The sequence below is a fragment of the Knoellia sinensis KCTC 19936 genome (assembly GCF_000768705.1).
In the GTDB taxonomy this organism is placed as follows: domain Bacteria; phylum Actinomycetota; class Actinomycetes; order Actinomycetales; family Dermatophilaceae; genus Knoellia; species Knoellia sinensis.
In genome coordinates this window covers 42,098-57,456 of the sequence record NZ_AVPJ01000006.1, presented here as the reverse complement: position 1 = coordinate 57,456, position 15,359 = coordinate 42,098, and the positions used below count along the sequence as shown (strand labels likewise).

The window sequence follows — 15,359 nt, the reverse complement described above, 5'->3', positions numbered from 1 at the left end:
CGACCCTGCCCAGGAGCACAGATGAGTACCCCGCAGTTCCCCACGATCTTCCGCGGCTACGACCCGGACTTGGTCGACAAGCACCTCTCGTCCATTGCCAGCGAAGTCGAGACTGCGCGGGAGGAGGTGGCCGACGCCACGACACAGCTGACCCGGGTCCAGCAGCACAACTCGGACCTTGCGGCCGAACTCAAGCAACAGCGGGCACTCGTCGCGTCGCTCGAGGCCAAGGGTGAGGACGCGACCCCCACCTTCGCCCACCTGGGTGCACGCATCGGAAGCATCCTCAGCCTTGCCGACGAGGAGGCCGCCGAGATTCGGGCCACAGCAACCGCCGATGTGGAGGACCACCGTCGGCTCGCGGAGGAGTCCGCTGCCACGGTGCGCGCCGAGGCGGACCGCTATGCAGCCGACCTCCGCTCGCGGGCTGCCGTGGAGGCGTCCGAGGTTGTGGGACAGGCCAAGCTCGAGGCTGACGCCTTGCTCGACGACGCGGCCCGCGAGGCGTCCGTGCGACGTGAGGAGGCCGAGGCCTACTTCGAGAGCCAACGGGCCCGCGCCGCCGCTGCCGCCGCAGACTTCGAGAGCACCCTGCAGGAGCGGCGCGACAAGGCCGCCCACGAGTTCACCCAAGCGAAAGCCGGCCACGAGCAGCGCTTGTCGGAACTGCAGGAGCGCGCCGACCAGCTCGCCAAGGACTCCGAGGAGGAGCGGCTGGCTCGTTCTGCGGAGGCCGTGTCCATCCTTGACCAGGCCAAGGCCGAGGCCTCTGGCATGGTCACGTCGGCCAAGGAGCAGGCCGACCGGATCAAGCGTGACTCCGAGCGAGAGCTGGCAGCCGCGACCGCACGCCGCGACAGCATCACGGCCCAGTTGAGCAACGTCCGCAACATGCTCGCCACGCTGGGCGGCGCCTCTGCTCTGGGGCAGGCCTTCGGCGAGGCGGTCGAGGAGGAGCCCACCACGTCCGAGGGACCGGAACATGAGGGTGCAGCCGACGCGCCCGAGGCGACCGAAGACTCCACCGACGTCCAGGTCGAGGCCGAGGAGACAGAGGCTGAGCCCTCGGAGTCGGCACAGGCCAACGGCGCCGCGCGGGCCCGCTGAGCCCGAAACCCCCTCGGCCTTCCCGTCCGGGAATCACGAAACGCCGTGAGCAGCGACTGCTCACGGCGTTTCGTCGTCAGTGCTCGGGCAACGACGCGGCTTCCCACCCGCCTTGGAAGTTCACCCAGTTGAGAGAGGCTTCCGCTCCGCGTGAAGTTCCCGTCGCTCCCTCAGAAGAGGCTGACCACGACGTCCCACACGGCATCGGAGACGACCGCCTTCGTGGCTGGCCCGACCTCAACCGCCGCGTCGCTGCCACGACGCAGCACGGTCACCGTGTTGTCGTCGGCGCCGAACGTCTTGCCCTCACCGACCTCGTTGACCACGAGGACGTCGCACCCCTTGCGTTCCAGCTTGGCGCGACCGTGGTCGAGGACGGAACCGTCCTCGTCGCCTGTCTCGGCCGCGAAGCCCACGATGATCGGAGTGGCTGCACCACCTCGGCGTGCGACGAGTTCCGCGAGGATGTCGGGGTTGCGTACGAGCTCGATGGTTGGCGCGGACTCGTCGGCCGAGCCATCGGGACGCGACTCGTGCGTCTTCTTGATCTTGGTCGGCGCGTAGGTGGCCGGCCGGAAGTCGGCCACCGCCGCGGCCATGACGACGACATCGCAGTCGGCCGCAGCGGCGTGCATCGCGTCCCGCAACTGCAGTGCGGTCTCGATGTGGACCACGTCCACCCCCGGCAGGTCCGGCTTCGCCGACGTCACGAGGGTGACGCGAGCACCCCGGGCAGCCGCAGCCACCGCGAGGGCGTGCCCCTGCTTGCCTGAGCTGCGATTGCCGAGGTACCTCACGGGGTCCAGCGGCTCACGGGTCCCCCCGGCGCTGACGACCACGTGGCGGCCTGTCAGGTCGCGAGTCGGCGCCGACCCAGCAGTCGTGGCTCGGGCATCGTGGGAACGGGAGCGGGCGAGCTCACGCTCGCACACGGCATACAGCTCTTCGGGTTCGGGAAGGCGACCGGGACCGGTGTCCTTGCCGGTGAGTCGACCGCTCGCCGGTGGGACGACATGCACGCCACGCTCGGTCAACGTCGCGACGTTGGCCTGAGTAGCGGCGTGGTCCCACATCTCGGTGTGCATCGCGGGTGCGAGCACCACCGGACAGCGGGCCGTCAGGAGGACATTGGTGAGCAGGTCGTCGGCCTGACCGGTGGCCGCTCTCGCGAGCAGGTCGGCCGTTGCCGGGGCCACGATGACGAGGTCGGCCTCCTGGCCCAGCCGCACGTGCGGCACCTCGTGGACGTTGTCCCACACGTCAGTGCTGACCGGCTTCCCCGAGAGGGCAGCCCACGTCGGGGCACCGACGAACTTCAGGGCCGCGGCCGTCGGCACGACAGTGACGTCGTGCCCCGCCTCGGCGAGAAGTCGGAGCAACGAACAGGCCTTGTAGGCCGCAATGCCGCCCGCCACACCGAGGACGACGCGCACGAGTGGCTCAGTCCTCGATCTTCTCTGCGGTGAGCATGTTGCCGTTGATCTCGCGCAGGGCGATCGACAGCGGCTTCTCGTGAACCTCGGACTCGACGAGTGGGCCGACGTACTCGAGGAGACCCTCCTGCAGCTGCGCGTAGTAGGCGTTGATCTGACGCGCCCGCTTCGCGGAGTAGAGGACCAGGGCGTACTTGGAGTCGGCCTGGGTGAGCAGCTCGTCGATCGGCGGGTTGGTGATGCCGATGGGGTTGGCCTTGGTGCCTGACACGGAATCAGTCTCGTTTCGTCTGGTGGGGGGTGCGCATCAATGATACGAGTTCGTCGGCCGCCCGCCGAACGTCGTCGTTGACGATCGTGACATCGAACTCCTCGGCGGCGGCCAACTCGGCCCTGGCGGTGGTGAGTCGAACCTCACGCTCCTCCTCGGACTCGGTGCCACGACCGACAAGTCGGCGTACGAGCTCGTCCCAGCTCGGCGGGGCCAGAAAGACGAAAAGGGCCTCGGGCATCGTCTTGCGCACCTGCCGCGCGCCCTGGAGGTCGATCTCGAGCAGTGCCGGGCGTCCTGCAGCGAGCGCAGCCTCGACCGGGCCTCGGGGTGTGCCGTACTGGGCACGTCCGTGGACCGTGGCCCACTCGAGGAACTCGTGGTGGTCGACCATGCGACCGAACTCCTCGTTGGACACGAAGTGGTAGTGGCGGCCATCCACCTCGGTGGGACGGGGGCGTCGAGTCGTCGCCGACACGGACAGCCAGACATCGGGATGGTGCTCGCGCACATGGGCTGCAACGGTGCCCTTGCCGACCGCCGTGGGACCGGCGAGCACGGTGAGGCGGGACGGGCGGCTCACGCCTTGTCGAACCGTGCGAGCAGGGCGGAGATCTGATTTTGTCCGAGGCCGCGGACACGTCGGCTCTCGCTGATCCCGATCTCCTCCATGAGTGCCTTGGCCTTGACCCGGCCGACACCGGGCATCGACTCGAGCAGCGCGGAGACGCGCATCTTGCCGATCACGTCGTTGGTTTTCCCTTCGGTGATGACCTCGCCGAGGTCACCCTGGGCGTACTTGAGCCGGTTCTTGACCGTGGCCCGCTCGCGCCGCGCCATTGCCGCCTTCTCGAGCGCGGCAGAGCGTTGCTCCGGTGTCAGCGGCGGGAGTGCCATCGCGGAAGTCCTCCGTACGTGATCCGTGGTCGGCGCTGGTTTCTCAACACCGCTCCGGCGATTTAACCACGTCGCCATGAGTGTGCCGCACCTCGAAGTCAGGGCAGGTCGGCGCCCGATTCGGGGGAAATCCGGAAGCGATCCCGGGCTGGCGCGGACATCATGGCGGTGTGCTCCCCCTCTTCCTCGCCGCCAGCGCGCTCGCGAACGCCGTGATCCTCGGAATCCTCGCCCGTCGCCTCCTCGGAGTCCCTGTGGGGTGGCCCCGAACGATCGTCGTCAGCCTCGTCGTGGTCCAGTCCGGCGGCGCGGCCATCACCGCACTCGCCGACACTCTCGACCTCCCCGGTGCCACGCCCGGCGAGCCGGTGAACGCGGGCTCTGGTCTCGTCCTCACACTGGCCATTGCCTGGGCGTTCGCGCTGGGACTGGCGGCACTCGTCGTTCTCGAGGCGATCGTGCCGACGGGCACCATCCCCAGCCCGGTGGCGATGGTGCGCACCTGGTCGGCGCGCCGCCGACGGGCCCGCCGCTACACCCAGATCGTCGGGATCGCTGCTCGTCACGGCCTCGGTGGCTTCCTGCGGGGACGCTCGCGCCTCTCCCCCACCGAATCGTCGACGTCGGTTGCGCGGCGTCTGCGCGATGCCCTCGCCGACGGTGGGGTGACGTTCGTCAAGCTGGGGCAGATGCTCGCCACTCGGCCCGACGTGATCGGGGCGGATGCCGCAGCGGAGCTCGCGACGCTGCAGACCCAGGTGCCCCCAGCGCCGTGGTCAGAGATCGAACCCGTCCTCGCCGCAGAACTGGGCCGACCGTGGTCGGAGGTTTTCGCGTCCGTCGACCGCCAGCCGCTTGCTGCGGCGTCAGTGGCACAGGTCCACGCCGCGACTCTGCCCGACGGGACACAGGTGGTGGTCAAGGTCCAACGCCCCGGCGCCCGAGCCCAGGTGACCGCGGACCTCGACATCGTCCTGCGACTCGCCTCCTGGTTGCAGCGGTCGACGGTCTGGGGACGTGCGCTGGGCGTCCGAGGACTCGCGGAAGGATTCGCCACAAGCCTCGAGGAGGAACTCGACTACACCGTCGAACTGGCCAACACGACGACGATCGGGGCGGCGCTGGATCGCGGTGACGTCACGTCCGTCACCGTTCCACGCGTGTATGCCGCGTGGTCCGGTCCTCGCCTCCTCGTGATGGAGCGCCTGTCCGGCCGTCCGGTCTCCGAGTCCGGCGACGAGCTCGCACGGCTGGACGGAGCCACCCGGCGAGCGCTCGCCGACGACCTGCTCCACGTGATCCTTCGCCAGGTCCTCGTCGACGGGACCTTCCACGCAGACCTCCACCAGGGCAACGTCTTCCTCGACGACCGGGGACTGCTTCAGCTGCTCGACTTCGGTTCGGTCGGGCGCCTCGATGCCACTGCGTCACGCAGCTTGGGCGTCTTCCTCCATGCCGTGGACCGCAACGACAACGTGGCCGCAGCCGATGCCCTCATCGACGTGCTCGTGCGCCCCGAGCGCCTCGACGACAGGGCCTTCGGGCGCGAGCTCGGTGAGGTGATCTCGCGCTATCGGGGCGGCTTCGGTTCGGCGGGCAGTTCGGGCATGTTCACGGCTCTGATGACGATCATCCTGCGCCATCACTTCGGAGTGCCGCCTCAGGTCGCCGCGGCACTGCGTGCCCTGGGCGCGCTCGAGGGAACCCTTGCGACGATCGCCCCCGACCACGACCTCGTGGATTCGGCCCGAAGGCACGGTCGCGCGCTCCTGGGCGAGCAGTTCATGCCGTCGGAGGTCCGCGCCACGCTCGAGGACCAGCTCCTCACCCTTGCCCCGATGTTGCAGCGTCTCCCCAGGCGGCTCGCCGCGATCACCGATCAGATCGAGGACGGGCGTCTCTCCGTCGGGGTTCGGATCCTGGCCGACCCACGGGACCGCGCGTTCGTCGACGACGTCATCCGGCAACTTGTCATCACCGTCCTCGCGTCGGCGTGCGCGATCTGCGGCGTCGTCCTCTTCGTCGCAGACCGTGGCCCGCTGTTGGTCGGTGAGGTGCGGCTGTTCGCGTTCCTCGGAGGGACGCTGTTCTTCTTCGCGTTCGTACTCGCGGCCCGCGCATTGGTCCGGGTGTTCCGTCCCGTGCGGATCGAGCCCTGAGGGCCGCGAGCCCGCTCTCAGCGCAGCAGGGCTGCCAGGGACTCGCTCGTGCGACGGGCGGCCGCGCGCAACGCGTCGACATCCGGGCCCGCCGACAGAACCTCGCGGCTGCTCGCGGGCAGAACGTGGGGCAGAGCGTCGCCGAAGACACGCTTGAGGTCGTCACCCGTGCCCCCCTGCGCACCGACGCCGGGCGCGAGCAGTGGACCACCCATGGCGGCGAGGTCGAGGTCGAGGTCCTGGACCGCACTGCCGACGGTGGCTCCGACCACGAGTCCCACATGGCCAGGTTCGCCTCGCGACCGCGCCTCGGCATTGTCGGCCGTGGCCCCGTCGACGATCGTGCCGGCCACGGACCTCCCCCCACGAACGGCGTGTTGCACAGCCGGCCCTTCGGGGTTGGAGGTCAGGGCGAGCACGAAGACCCCGCGTCCGGTCTGGTGCGCCAGGTCGATGGCCGGCCGCAGCGAGCCGTAGCCGAGGTAGGGGCTGACGGTGAGTGCATCGGGAGCGTCGACGGCGTCCTTGCCGAGGAATGCCTCGGCGTACGCATCCATCGTCGTGCCGATGTCACCGCGCTTGGCGTCGAGAATGACGAGGGTGCCTGCGGCGCGCAGGTCCCGGACGGCCTCCTCCAGGATCGCGACCCCTGCCGAGCCGAACACCTCGAAGAAGGCCGACTGGGGCTTGACCACCCCGACGTGACCACCGAAAGCCTCGACGCAGGTGCGGGCGAAGATCCTGAGCCCGTCGAGGTCGTAGCCCAGCCCCCAGGACTCGACGAGCGACCGATGCGGGTCGATCCCGGCACACAGAGGACCGTGGAGGTCCGTGGCTGCGCGCAGTCGTTGGCCGAAGGTCAGCGTGGAGAGGGAAGTCACGGGATCACCATCCTGTCGTGAGCCACTCCGACCAGATCCGTGATCCGGTCGACGCCGTGGGACTCGGCCAGGGCCTCGAGCTCAGTGAGGACCCGCTGCGGGGCCATCGGGTCGTTGAACGTCGCTGTCCCCACCTGGACACCGGTAGCGCCGGCGGCAATGAGTTCGAGAGCGTCACGACCGGTGCGCACGCCCCCGACACCCAACAAGGGGACCGTCTGGAACCGCCCCTCACGCATGGCCGCCGTCACCTGCCACAGGGCCCGGACGGCCACGGGTCGGATGGACGGGCCGGACAGCCCGCCGGTGATGCCGCCCAGGTGCGGGCGCAGGCGGTCGGTGTCGATGACCATGCCCAGCAGCGTGTTGATCATCGTGAGGCCCGTGGCCCCAGACTTCACCGCCGCGCCGGCGATGGCGACGATGTCGGTGACGTCCGGCGTGAGCTTGGCGAACATCGGGACGTCCCGCGGCAGCTGCTCGCGCACGAGGGCGATGACCTTGCCCGACGCGAGCGGGTCGCAGGCGAAGACGAGCCCTCGGTTGGCGACGTTGGGGCACGAGATGTTGACCTCGACACCCACGACGCAGTCGAACGCATCGCTGGCGGCCAGGACGCGCGCCACGTCGGCGAACTCCCCAGCCGTGTTGCCTGCGATCGAGACGAGGACCCGTGCGCCGACCGACTTCAGCCATGGCAGGTCCTGCTCGACGAACGCGTGGATCCCGGGGCCCTGCAGCCCGATCGAGTTGAGCATCCCCGACGCCGTCTCGGCCATGCGCGGCGTGCCACGTCCAGAGCGCGGATCCATCATCACGGTCTTGGTGACGAAGGCCCCGAGCTTCGAGACGTCGAAGAACCGGTGCAGCTCGCGGCCGTTGGCGGCGCACCCCGAGGCGGTCATCACGGGGTTGGGCAGCGTCCGGGTACCGAAGGTCACCGACATGTCCACGGCCATCAGTGACCTCCCACCCTCGGAGCACCGACAGCGTCCTCCGGGACCCCGCACACCCCGTCGTGGAAGGCTTCCCAGCGGACCCGGTCACCCCGGAACACCGGCCCCTCGACACACGAGCGCACCATCTTCGTGACCCCTGCCTTGTCACGCACAGGCATGACACACGTCATGCACACGCCGACACCGCAGGCCATGGCCTCCTCGACTGCGACCTGGGCCACGGCTCCGTGCTCCGATGCCACGCGGGTCACCGACTGGAGCATCCCCATCGGCCCACAGGCGTAGGCCACCGGTGCTCCCGTGCGCTCGAACACCTCTGGGAGGACGTCGCTGACCCACCCCTTGACGCCGGCGGAACCGTCATCGGTGGTCACGGTGACGTGGTCGGCCGCCCGTCGTGCCTCAACGACCCCGAACAGGCGATCCTCCGAGGCTGCGCCGAGCACCATCTCGACAGTGCAGCCGCGCTCTCGCAGGAGCTCGGCAAGCCAGAAAAGGGGCGCAGATCCATAGCCGCCACCGACGAGCACGCAGGGAACGGGCTCGGTCGGCAGGGGGAAGGCCCGTCCCAGCGGAGCCACGACGTCCACGGCGTCGTGGGCGCGCAACGCTGCGAGCCATTCGGTTCCGGCCCCCTTGGCCGCGATGACGAGATCGAGCGTGCCGCCGTAGGTGCCGGAGGGGCTCACCTTGTGGATGGAGAAGGAGCGCCGCAGCAGGTTGCCGGTGGTGACGCCTCCGACCGCGAGCGCGGCGAACTGGCCCGGCTTGGCGAGTTCGGCGACACCCGGGGCCACGATCGTCAGGTGGTGGTAGGCGCCGACCCGGCGGGTCGCGATCACCTCACCCTGAACCTGCACGACGCCGGATTCCCGAGACGCGCTCATCGGCCGGCCACCTGCATGAGGTCGAGGGCCAGCGCGTGCTCCTGCAGTGAGGTCACCGTGAGGTCACCACGACGAAGCGCCTCGATCGCCTGAACGGCTGCAGCGAACTCCTGAACGGTGGTGATGAGCGGCACGTCGGCCGTGTTCGCAGCGGCCCGGATCGCGTAGCCGTCGGCCCGGGCACTCTGGCCGGTGGGCGTGTTGATGACCATGGCAATCTCGCCGTCGAGCACGAGCTGCCCGATGGACCGCGCATCGCTCGCCTCGGCGTCACCCTCGCGTTCGGTGATCTTGCGAATGACGTCCGCCGGGATTCCGTTGCGGCGCAACACATCTGCTGTACCCGACGTTGCCACGATGGTGAAGCCCAGGTCGACGAGACGACTGACGGGGAAGAGCATCGCCCGCTTGTCGCGGTTGGCGACGGAGACGAAGACCGTTCCCGTGGTGGGAAGACCGCCGTATGCCGCGAGCTGACTCTTCCCGAAGGCTCGCCCGAACGTGGAGTCGATTCCCATGACCTCACCGGTCGACCGCATCTCCGGTCCGAGGAGGCTGTCGACCATGGTGCCGTCGGTGGTGCGGAACCGGTGGAAGGGCAGGACCGCCTCCTTGACGGAGATCGGCGCGTGCGGGGGCAAAGTGCCACCGTCCCCGCTCGGCGGGAGGACTCCTTCCTCGCGCAGCTGGGCAATCGTCGCGCCGAGCATGATCCTGCTCGCCGCATTGGCCAGCGCCACCCCAGTGGCCTTGGCGACGAAGGGCACGGTGCGCGACGCACGCGGGTTCGCCTCGAGGACGTAGAGGATGTCCTGGGCGAGAGCGAACTGGACGTTCATCAGGCCGACGACACCGATTCCCTCGGCGAGCTTGCGAGCCGACTCCCTCACCAGCTCGATCTCGGCGTTGCCCAAGGTTGCGGGCGGGAGCGCACAGGCGGAGTCGCCGGAGTGGATTCCGGCCTCTTCGATGTGTTCCATGACGCCGCCGAGATACATCTCCGTGCCGTCGTAGAGCACGTCCACATCGATCTCGATGGCGTCGTCGAGGAACCGGTCGACGAGAACCGGGTGCTCGGGCGACGCGTGTGTGGCCCGCTCGACGTAGGTCACGAGCGTGTCGTCGTCATAGACGATCTCCATGCCGCGCCCACCCAGGACGTAGGACGGGCGGACGAGGACGGGGTACCCGATGTCCTGCGCGACCGCGAGCGCCTCGGCGGCGCTGTATGCCGTGCCGTGCTTTGGCGCGGGCAGCTTCGCCTCCGCGAGGACGCGCCCGAAGGCACCGCGGTCCTCGGCCAGGTCGATCGCCTCGGGTGACGTACCGACGATCGGCACGCCCGCCTCCTTGAGAGCGCGCGCCAGACCGAGTGGGGTCTGGCCGCCGAGCTGCACGATGACGCCGGCGATCGGACCGGCCTGCTTCTCCGCGTGGTAGACCTCGAGCACGTCCTCGAGCGTCAGCGGCTCGAAGTAGAGGCGCGAACTCGTGTCGTAGTCGGTCGACACCGTCTCGGGGTTGCAGTTGACCATGATCGTGTCGTAGCCCGCGTCGCGCAGGGCGAAGCTCGCGTGGACGCACGAGTAGTCGAACTCGACGCCCTGACCGATCCGGTTCGGCCCCGAGCCGAGGATGATGACGGCCTCCCGCTCACGAGGAGCGACCTCGTTCTCCTCGTCGTAGGAGCTGTAGTGGTAGGGCGTGCGTGCGGCGAACTCGGCAGCGCAGGTGTCCACGGTCTTGAAGACGGGACGCACCCCCAGCGCGTGACGGACGCCGCGAACGACACTCTCCGGCATACCGCGAAGTTCGCTCAGTTGAGCATCCGAGAAGCCGTGACGCTTTGCCAGCCGAAGCAGGTCCGGCGTCAGCTCGGGAGACTCCCCCACCTCGTGGGCGATGTCGTTGATGAGCTCGATCTGATCGAGGAACCACGGGTCGATGCCGGTCGCGGCGTGAGTCTCCTCGACCGTCGCTCCACCCCGCATGGCCTGCTGGACCGTGATGATCCGGCCGTCGGTCGGGCGGGCAGCGACGCGCAGCAACTCGAGCGCCTCGTCGCGTGTCGGGGTCTGGCCGCGCCAGTGGAACGACGACTCCTTGCGTTCGATGGAGCGCAGGGCCTTCTGCATCGCCTCGGCGAAGTTGCGCCCGATCGACATGGCCTCGCCGACGGACTTCATCGTCGTCGTGAGGGTGTCGTCCGCAGCCGGGAACTTCTCGAACGCGAAGCGCGGCACCTTGACGACGACGTAGTCGAGGCTCGGCTCAAAGCTCGCCGGCGTCTCCTGGGTGATGTCGTTCGGGACCTCGTCGAGCGTGTAGCCGATCGCCATCTTGGCCGCGATCTTGGCGATCGGGAAGCCCGTCGCCTTGGACGCGAGAGCCGACGATCGGGACACGCGCGGGTTCATCTCGATGACGATGATCCGTCCGTCGCGCGGGTTGATCGCGAACTGGATGTTGCAGCCGCCGGTGTCGACCCCGACCTCGCGGATGATCGCGATGCCGACGTCACGCAGCCGCTGGTACTCGCGATCGGTCAGGGTCAGCGCCGGCGCCACCGTGATCGAGTCACCGGTGTGGACACCCATGGGGTCGAGGTTCTCGATCGAGCAGACGACCACGACGTTGTCGGCGTGGTCGCGCATGACCTCGAGTTCGTACTCCTTCCAGCCGAGGATCGACTCCTCGAGGAGCACCTCGGTGGTCGGGCTGGCCTGGAGGCCTGCGCCGGCCATGCGGCGCAGTTCCGCCTCGTCGTGGGCGAAGCCGGACCCGAGACCACCCATGGTGAAGGAGGGACGAACGACCACGGGGTAGCCGAGTTCGTCTGCGCCGGCGAGCACCTCGTCCATCGTGTGGCAGATGACCGAGCGGGCACTCTCTGCCCCACAGCGCTCGACGACTCCCTTGAACAGCTGCCGGTCCTCGCCGAGCTGGATGGCCTCGACGTTGGCGCCGATGAGGGGCGCGTTGTACTTCTCGAGAACACCGTTGTCGTGCAGGGCGATCGCGCAGTTGAGTGCGGTCTGCCCACCGAGAGTGGCGAGGACCGCGTCGGGGCGCTCCTTCTCGATGATCTTCTCGACGACCTCGGGAGTGATCGGTTCGATGTAGGTCGCGTCCGCGAACTCGGGGTCGGTCATGATCGTCGCCGGGTTGGAGTTCACGAGGATGACGCGGACGCCCTCCTCCCGCAGCACCCGGCACGCCTGCGTGCCCGAGTAGTCGAACTCGCAGGCCTGTCCGATGACGATCGGGCCGGACCCGATGACCAGGACGCTCTTGATGTCGTCGCGCTTCGGCATCAGGCGCCCACCTTCTGGTTGTTCTCGAGCAGTGTCACAAAACGATCGAACAGGTATGCCGCGTCGTGCGGTCCCGCTGCGGCTTCCGGGTGGTACTGGACCGAGAACGCCGTGAGTTCGCCTGCGTCCGAGCGGAGCTCGAGACCTTCGACGACGTCGTCGTTGAGGCAGACGTGGGATACGCGTGCCGTGCCGAACTCGGTGTCGGTGTCCTTGTCGAGCGGCGCGTCCACAGCGAACCCGTGGTTGTGCGCGGTCACCTCGACCTTGCCGGTCGTGCGGTCCATGACTGGCTGGTTGATGCCACGGTGGCCGTACTTGAGCTTGTAGGTCCCGAAGCCCAGGGCCCGACCGAGGAGCTGGTTGCCGAAGCAGATCCCGAAGAACGGGATGCCCGCCGCGAGCACCTCGCGGAGCACCCCGACCTCGTGGTCGGCCGTCGCAGGGTCACCCGGACCGTTGCTGAAGAAGACGCCGTCGAGGCCCTCGATGGAGGTGATGTCGCTGAAGCTCGCGTCGGCGGGCACGACGTGCACCTCGATGCCGTGCTCCGACATCAGCTGCGGGGTCATGGCCTTGATCCCGAGGTCGACCGCCGCGACGGTGAAGCGCTTCTCCCCCACCGCGGGAACGACGTAGGTCTCGTCAGTGCTGACCTCCTGCGCCAAGGCCGCGCCCTTCATGAGGGGCGCAGAGGTCACACGCTCGACAAGGTGGGCGGACGGCATACGGGCTGCTTCTCCGGAGAAGATGCCGACGCGCATTGCGCCGCGTTCGCGGAGGTGTCGGGTCAGGGCGCGGGTGTCGATGTCACAGATGCCCACGACGCCCTGGGAGTCGAGCTCGTCCTCGAGGGTGCGCTGCGAGCGCCAGTTCGAGGGTCGGATCGCGGGGTCGCGCACGACATAACCGGAGACCCAGATGCGCGAGGACTCGTCGTCCTCGTCGTTCCAGCCCGTGTTGCCCACGTGCGGCGAGGTCATGACGACGACCTGACGGTGGTAGCTCGGATCGGTGAGGGTCTCCTGGTAGCCCGTCATCGCGGTGCAGAAGACAGCCTCGCCGACGGTCTCGCCCCGGTGGCCATAGGCCCGTCCGGTGAAGGTGCGGCCGTCCTCGAGGACGAGCACGGCGGGCGCGCGGGTGGCCAGTGGCGTGTTCATGCGGACTCCTGAAGCGTTGCCGTGACCCTGCCGCGCAGGATCGTCGTGTGGACGGCGCCCGTCAAGGTCATGCCGTGCCACGGATTGTTGCGGGACAGCGACCTGGACGCAGCGGCGTCCACCGTCTGGGTCGCCTCGGTGTCGACGAGGACGAGGTTCGCGGGGGCGCCCACCTCGAGGCTGCGGCCGTGGTCGGCCAATCCGGCGATGCGCGCGGGTGCCACCGACATGCGATCCGCCAGAGCCGCGAGGTCGAGGGCGCCGCTCCTGACCATCGTGTCGTGGACCACGGCGAAGGCCGTCTCCAGTCCGAGCATGCCGAAGGCTGCGTCGACGAAGGCGTGCTCCTTGTCGTGCCGGGCATGCGGTGCGTGATCCGTGGCGACGGCGTCGATCGTGCCGTCGACGAGCGCCGCACGTACCGCCTCGACATCCTCGATCGGCCGCAGCGGAGGGTTGACCTTGAACGTGGGGTCGTAGCCGCTCAACAGGTCCTGGGTGAGGAGCAGGTGGTGGGGCGTGACCTCGGCCGTGAGGTCGATGCCGCGCGCCTTGGCCCACCGGATCACCTCGACGCCCTCCGCCGTGCTGACATGCGCGACGTGCACGCGAGAGCCGGTGTGCTGGGCGAGCTGGGCGTCGCGGGCGATGATGCTCGACTCAGCGACGGCCGGCCACCCCGGCAGCCCGAGGCGTCCACTGAGCTCACCTTCGTGGCAGCACGCGCTCGAACCGGCCAGGGAGGGGTCCTGGCTGTGCTGGCTCACGACGCCGCCGAAGGCCCGGACGTATTCGAGCGCTCGACGCATAACCCGAGCGTCGTGGACGCAGCGGCCATCGTCGGAGAAGACCCTGACCTGCGCGCGCGACCGACGCATGAGGGCGAGCTCGGCCAGTTCCTCGCCCGCCAGCCCCTTGGTCACTGCTCCGATCGGCTGCACGTCGACCAGGCCGGCCTCACGACCGAGGTCGAGGATGCGCTCCGCTGCCTCCGCGGTGTCGGTCACGGGGTTCGTGTTGGCCATGGCGAGGACGGCGGTGAAGCCACCGGCCGAGGCTGCGGCGGACCCAGTCGCGATGGTCTCGGCGTCCTCGCGCCCGGGCTCGCGGAGGTGGGTGTGGAGGTCGACGAAACCGGGCAGCAAGGCGAGACCATCGGCGTTGACGCGTTCGGCACCGTCCGGGGCGTCCAGGCCCGTGCCGATCTCGGCGATGTTGCCCTCGACGACGAGGACGTCCTTGGCCTCGCCCCCGAGGAGTCGAGCCCCCGTGATGAGCAGGTCGCTCATGCCGCACTCCCCTCGTTCGTGGCCCCAACGTTCGTGGCCGATTCCTCCCCCGCCAGCAGGTGATAGAGCACCGACATCCGGACTGCCACACCGGCGCTCACCTGGTCGAGCACGAGGCTCTGGGCTGCGTCGGCCGCGTCTGCGCTGATCTCGAGTCCTCGGTTCATGGGGCCGGGGTGACAGATGACGATCTCCGGGTTCTGGTCGGTCAGCCGCGCGAGGCGGTCGCGGGTGAGTCCGTAGCCGACGGTGTATTCACGCGGGGTCGGGAAGTAGCCGCCACTCATGCGCTCCTTCTGGACGCGCAGCATCATGAGCGCGTCGATCGGACGGCCGGACCCGCCGCCCTGCAGCACACCATCCAGGTCGTGGCTGAGTGCGAACCCGTCGCGCTCCGCCCAGGTCTGAATCCCACTCGGCATGAGCGTCGGCGGGGCCACGAGCGTGACGTCGGCGCCGAGGCGGCGCAGCGAGATGAGGTTGGAACGCACCACGCGCGAGTGGGTGAGGTCACCGACGATGGCAACGTGCTTGCCCTCGAGCGATCCGAGGCGCCGTTCCATCGTGTAGGCGTCGAGCAGCGCCTGCGTCGGGTGCTCGTGCGTGCCGTCTCCGGCGTTGATGACGTGGGCATCGACCCAACCGGCCACCTGATGGCACGCCCCGGAAGCGCCGTGCCGGATGACCAGCGCGTCCACACCCATGGCGTCGATGGTCCTGACGGTGTCGCGCAGGGACTCGCCCTTGGACGCCGATGAGCCCTTGCCCGTGATGTTGATCGTGTCGGCGCTCATCCACTTGCCGGCGATCTCGAAGGAACTGCGCGTGCGGGTGGAGTCTTCGAAGAAGAGGTTGATGATGGTCCGGCCGCGCAGCGTCGGGATCTTCTTGACCTCGCGCTTCTGCACGTCATGCATCTGCGTCGCCGTGTCGAGGATCGTGCGGATGGCGGTCGCGTCGAGATCGGCCATCGAGAGGAGGTGGCGCGGCATCCGCTGT

Annotated in this window: 13 protein-coding genes; 2 read left to right on the top strand and 11 right to left on the bottom strand. The window is 68.9% G+C overall.

Annotation, left to right across the window (positions count from 1 at the left end):
- Positions 1-21: 21 nt before the first annotated feature.
- Positions 22-1,107: a coiled-coil domain-containing protein gene (locus N802_RS09510; protein WP_052109737.1), complete on the top strand. Its 1,086-nt coding sequence runs from the start codon at positions 22-24 to the stop codon at positions 1,105-1,107.
- Positions 1,108-1,277: 170 nt separating this feature from the next.
- Here N802_RS09510 and coaBC read toward each other — a convergent pair whose 3' ends face one another.
- The 4 genes from coaBC to mihF are packed head-to-tail and all read right to left on the bottom strand — an operon-like array spanning position 1,278 to position 3,708.
- Positions 1,278-2,540 carry a bifunctional phosphopantothenoylcysteine decarboxylase/phosphopantothenate--cysteine ligase CoaBC gene (gene coaBC, locus N802_RS09505; protein WP_035915321.1) on the bottom strand — a complete coding sequence of 421 codons (1,263 nt, stop codon included), beginning with the start codon at positions 2,538-2,540 and terminating at the stop codon, positions 1,278-1,280.
- Positions 2,541-2,547: 7 nt separating this feature from the next.
- The gene (rpoZ, locus tag N802_RS09500; protein ID WP_035915318.1) at positions 2,548-2,811 is read right to left on the bottom strand and encodes a DNA-directed RNA polymerase subunit omega; all 264 of its coding nucleotides are present in this window, start codon (positions 2,809-2,811) and stop codon (positions 2,548-2,550) included.
- Between the two features lie 4 nt (positions 2,812-2,815).
- On the bottom strand, positions 2,816-3,394 hold the full coding sequence (gene gmk, locus N802_RS09495; protein ID WP_035915314.1) for a guanylate kinase: 579 nt from the start codon (positions 3,392-3,394) through the stop codon (positions 2,816-2,818).
- Positions 3,391-3,708 (bottom strand): integration host factor, actinobacterial type, encoded by a 318-nt coding sequence (mihF, locus tag N802_RS09490; protein WP_035915310.1) that lies wholly within the window; start codon positions 3,706-3,708, stop codon positions 3,391-3,393. Before mihF ends, gmk begins: the two co-directional genes overlap by 4 nt.
- Before the next feature lie 170 nt (positions 3,709-3,878).
- On the opposite strand from mihF, the gene N802_RS09485 reads away from it, so the two are divergent.
- Positions 3,879-5,867: an ABC1 kinase family protein gene (locus N802_RS09485; protein WP_035915309.1), complete on the top strand. Its 1,989-nt coding sequence runs from the start codon at positions 3,879-3,881 to the stop codon at positions 5,865-5,867.
- A gap of 17 nt (positions 5,868-5,884) precedes the next feature.
- On the opposite strand, the gene pyrF is transcribed toward N802_RS09485, so the two are convergent.
- Genes pyrF through N802_RS09450 form a run of 7 tightly spaced genes read right to left on the bottom strand, consistent with a single transcriptional unit; the run spans position 5,885 to position 15,352 of the window.
- Positions 5,885-6,748: an orotidine-5'-phosphate decarboxylase gene (gene pyrF, locus N802_RS09480; protein ID WP_035915305.1), complete on the bottom strand. Its 864-nt coding sequence runs from the start codon at positions 6,746-6,748 to the stop codon at positions 5,885-5,887.
- Positions 6,745-7,707, bottom strand: a complete 963-nt coding sequence (locus N802_RS09475; RefSeq protein WP_035915302.1) for a dihydroorotate dehydrogenase — start codon at positions 7,705-7,707, stop codon at positions 6,745-6,747. The genes pyrF and N802_RS09475 overlap by 4 nt, the downstream gene beginning before the upstream one ends.
- The gene (locus tag N802_RS09470; protein ID WP_035915300.1) at positions 7,707-8,594 is read right to left on the bottom strand and encodes a dihydroorotate dehydrogenase electron transfer subunit; all 888 of its coding nucleotides are present in this window, start codon (positions 8,592-8,594) and stop codon (positions 7,707-7,709) included. Before N802_RS09470 ends, N802_RS09475 begins: the two co-directional genes overlap by 1 nt.
- On the bottom strand, positions 8,591-11,908 hold the full coding sequence (gene carB, locus N802_RS09465) for a carbamoyl-phosphate synthase large subunit (protein WP_035915297.1): 3,318 nt from the start codon (positions 11,906-11,908) through the stop codon (positions 8,591-8,593). The genes N802_RS09470 and carB overlap by 4 nt, the downstream gene beginning before the upstream one ends.
- Complete coding sequence (gene carA / locus N802_RS09460; RefSeq protein WP_035915295.1) at positions 11,908-13,071, bottom strand: glutamine-hydrolyzing carbamoyl-phosphate synthase small subunit; 1,164 nt, start codon at positions 13,069-13,071, stop codon at positions 11,908-11,910. The genes carB and carA overlap by 1 nt, the downstream gene beginning before the upstream one ends.
- Positions 13,068-14,360, bottom strand: a complete 1,293-nt coding sequence (locus tag N802_RS09455) for a dihydroorotase (protein WP_035915293.1) — start codon at positions 14,358-14,360, stop codon at positions 13,068-13,070. The genes carA and N802_RS09455 overlap by 4 nt, the downstream gene beginning before the upstream one ends.
- Positions 14,357-15,352: an aspartate carbamoyltransferase catalytic subunit gene (locus tag N802_RS09450; protein ID WP_035915757.1), complete on the bottom strand. Its 996-nt coding sequence runs from the start codon at positions 15,350-15,352 to the stop codon at positions 14,357-14,359. Before N802_RS09450 ends, N802_RS09455 begins: the two co-directional genes overlap by 4 nt.
- Between the last annotated feature and the right edge of the window lie 7 nt (positions 15,353-15,359).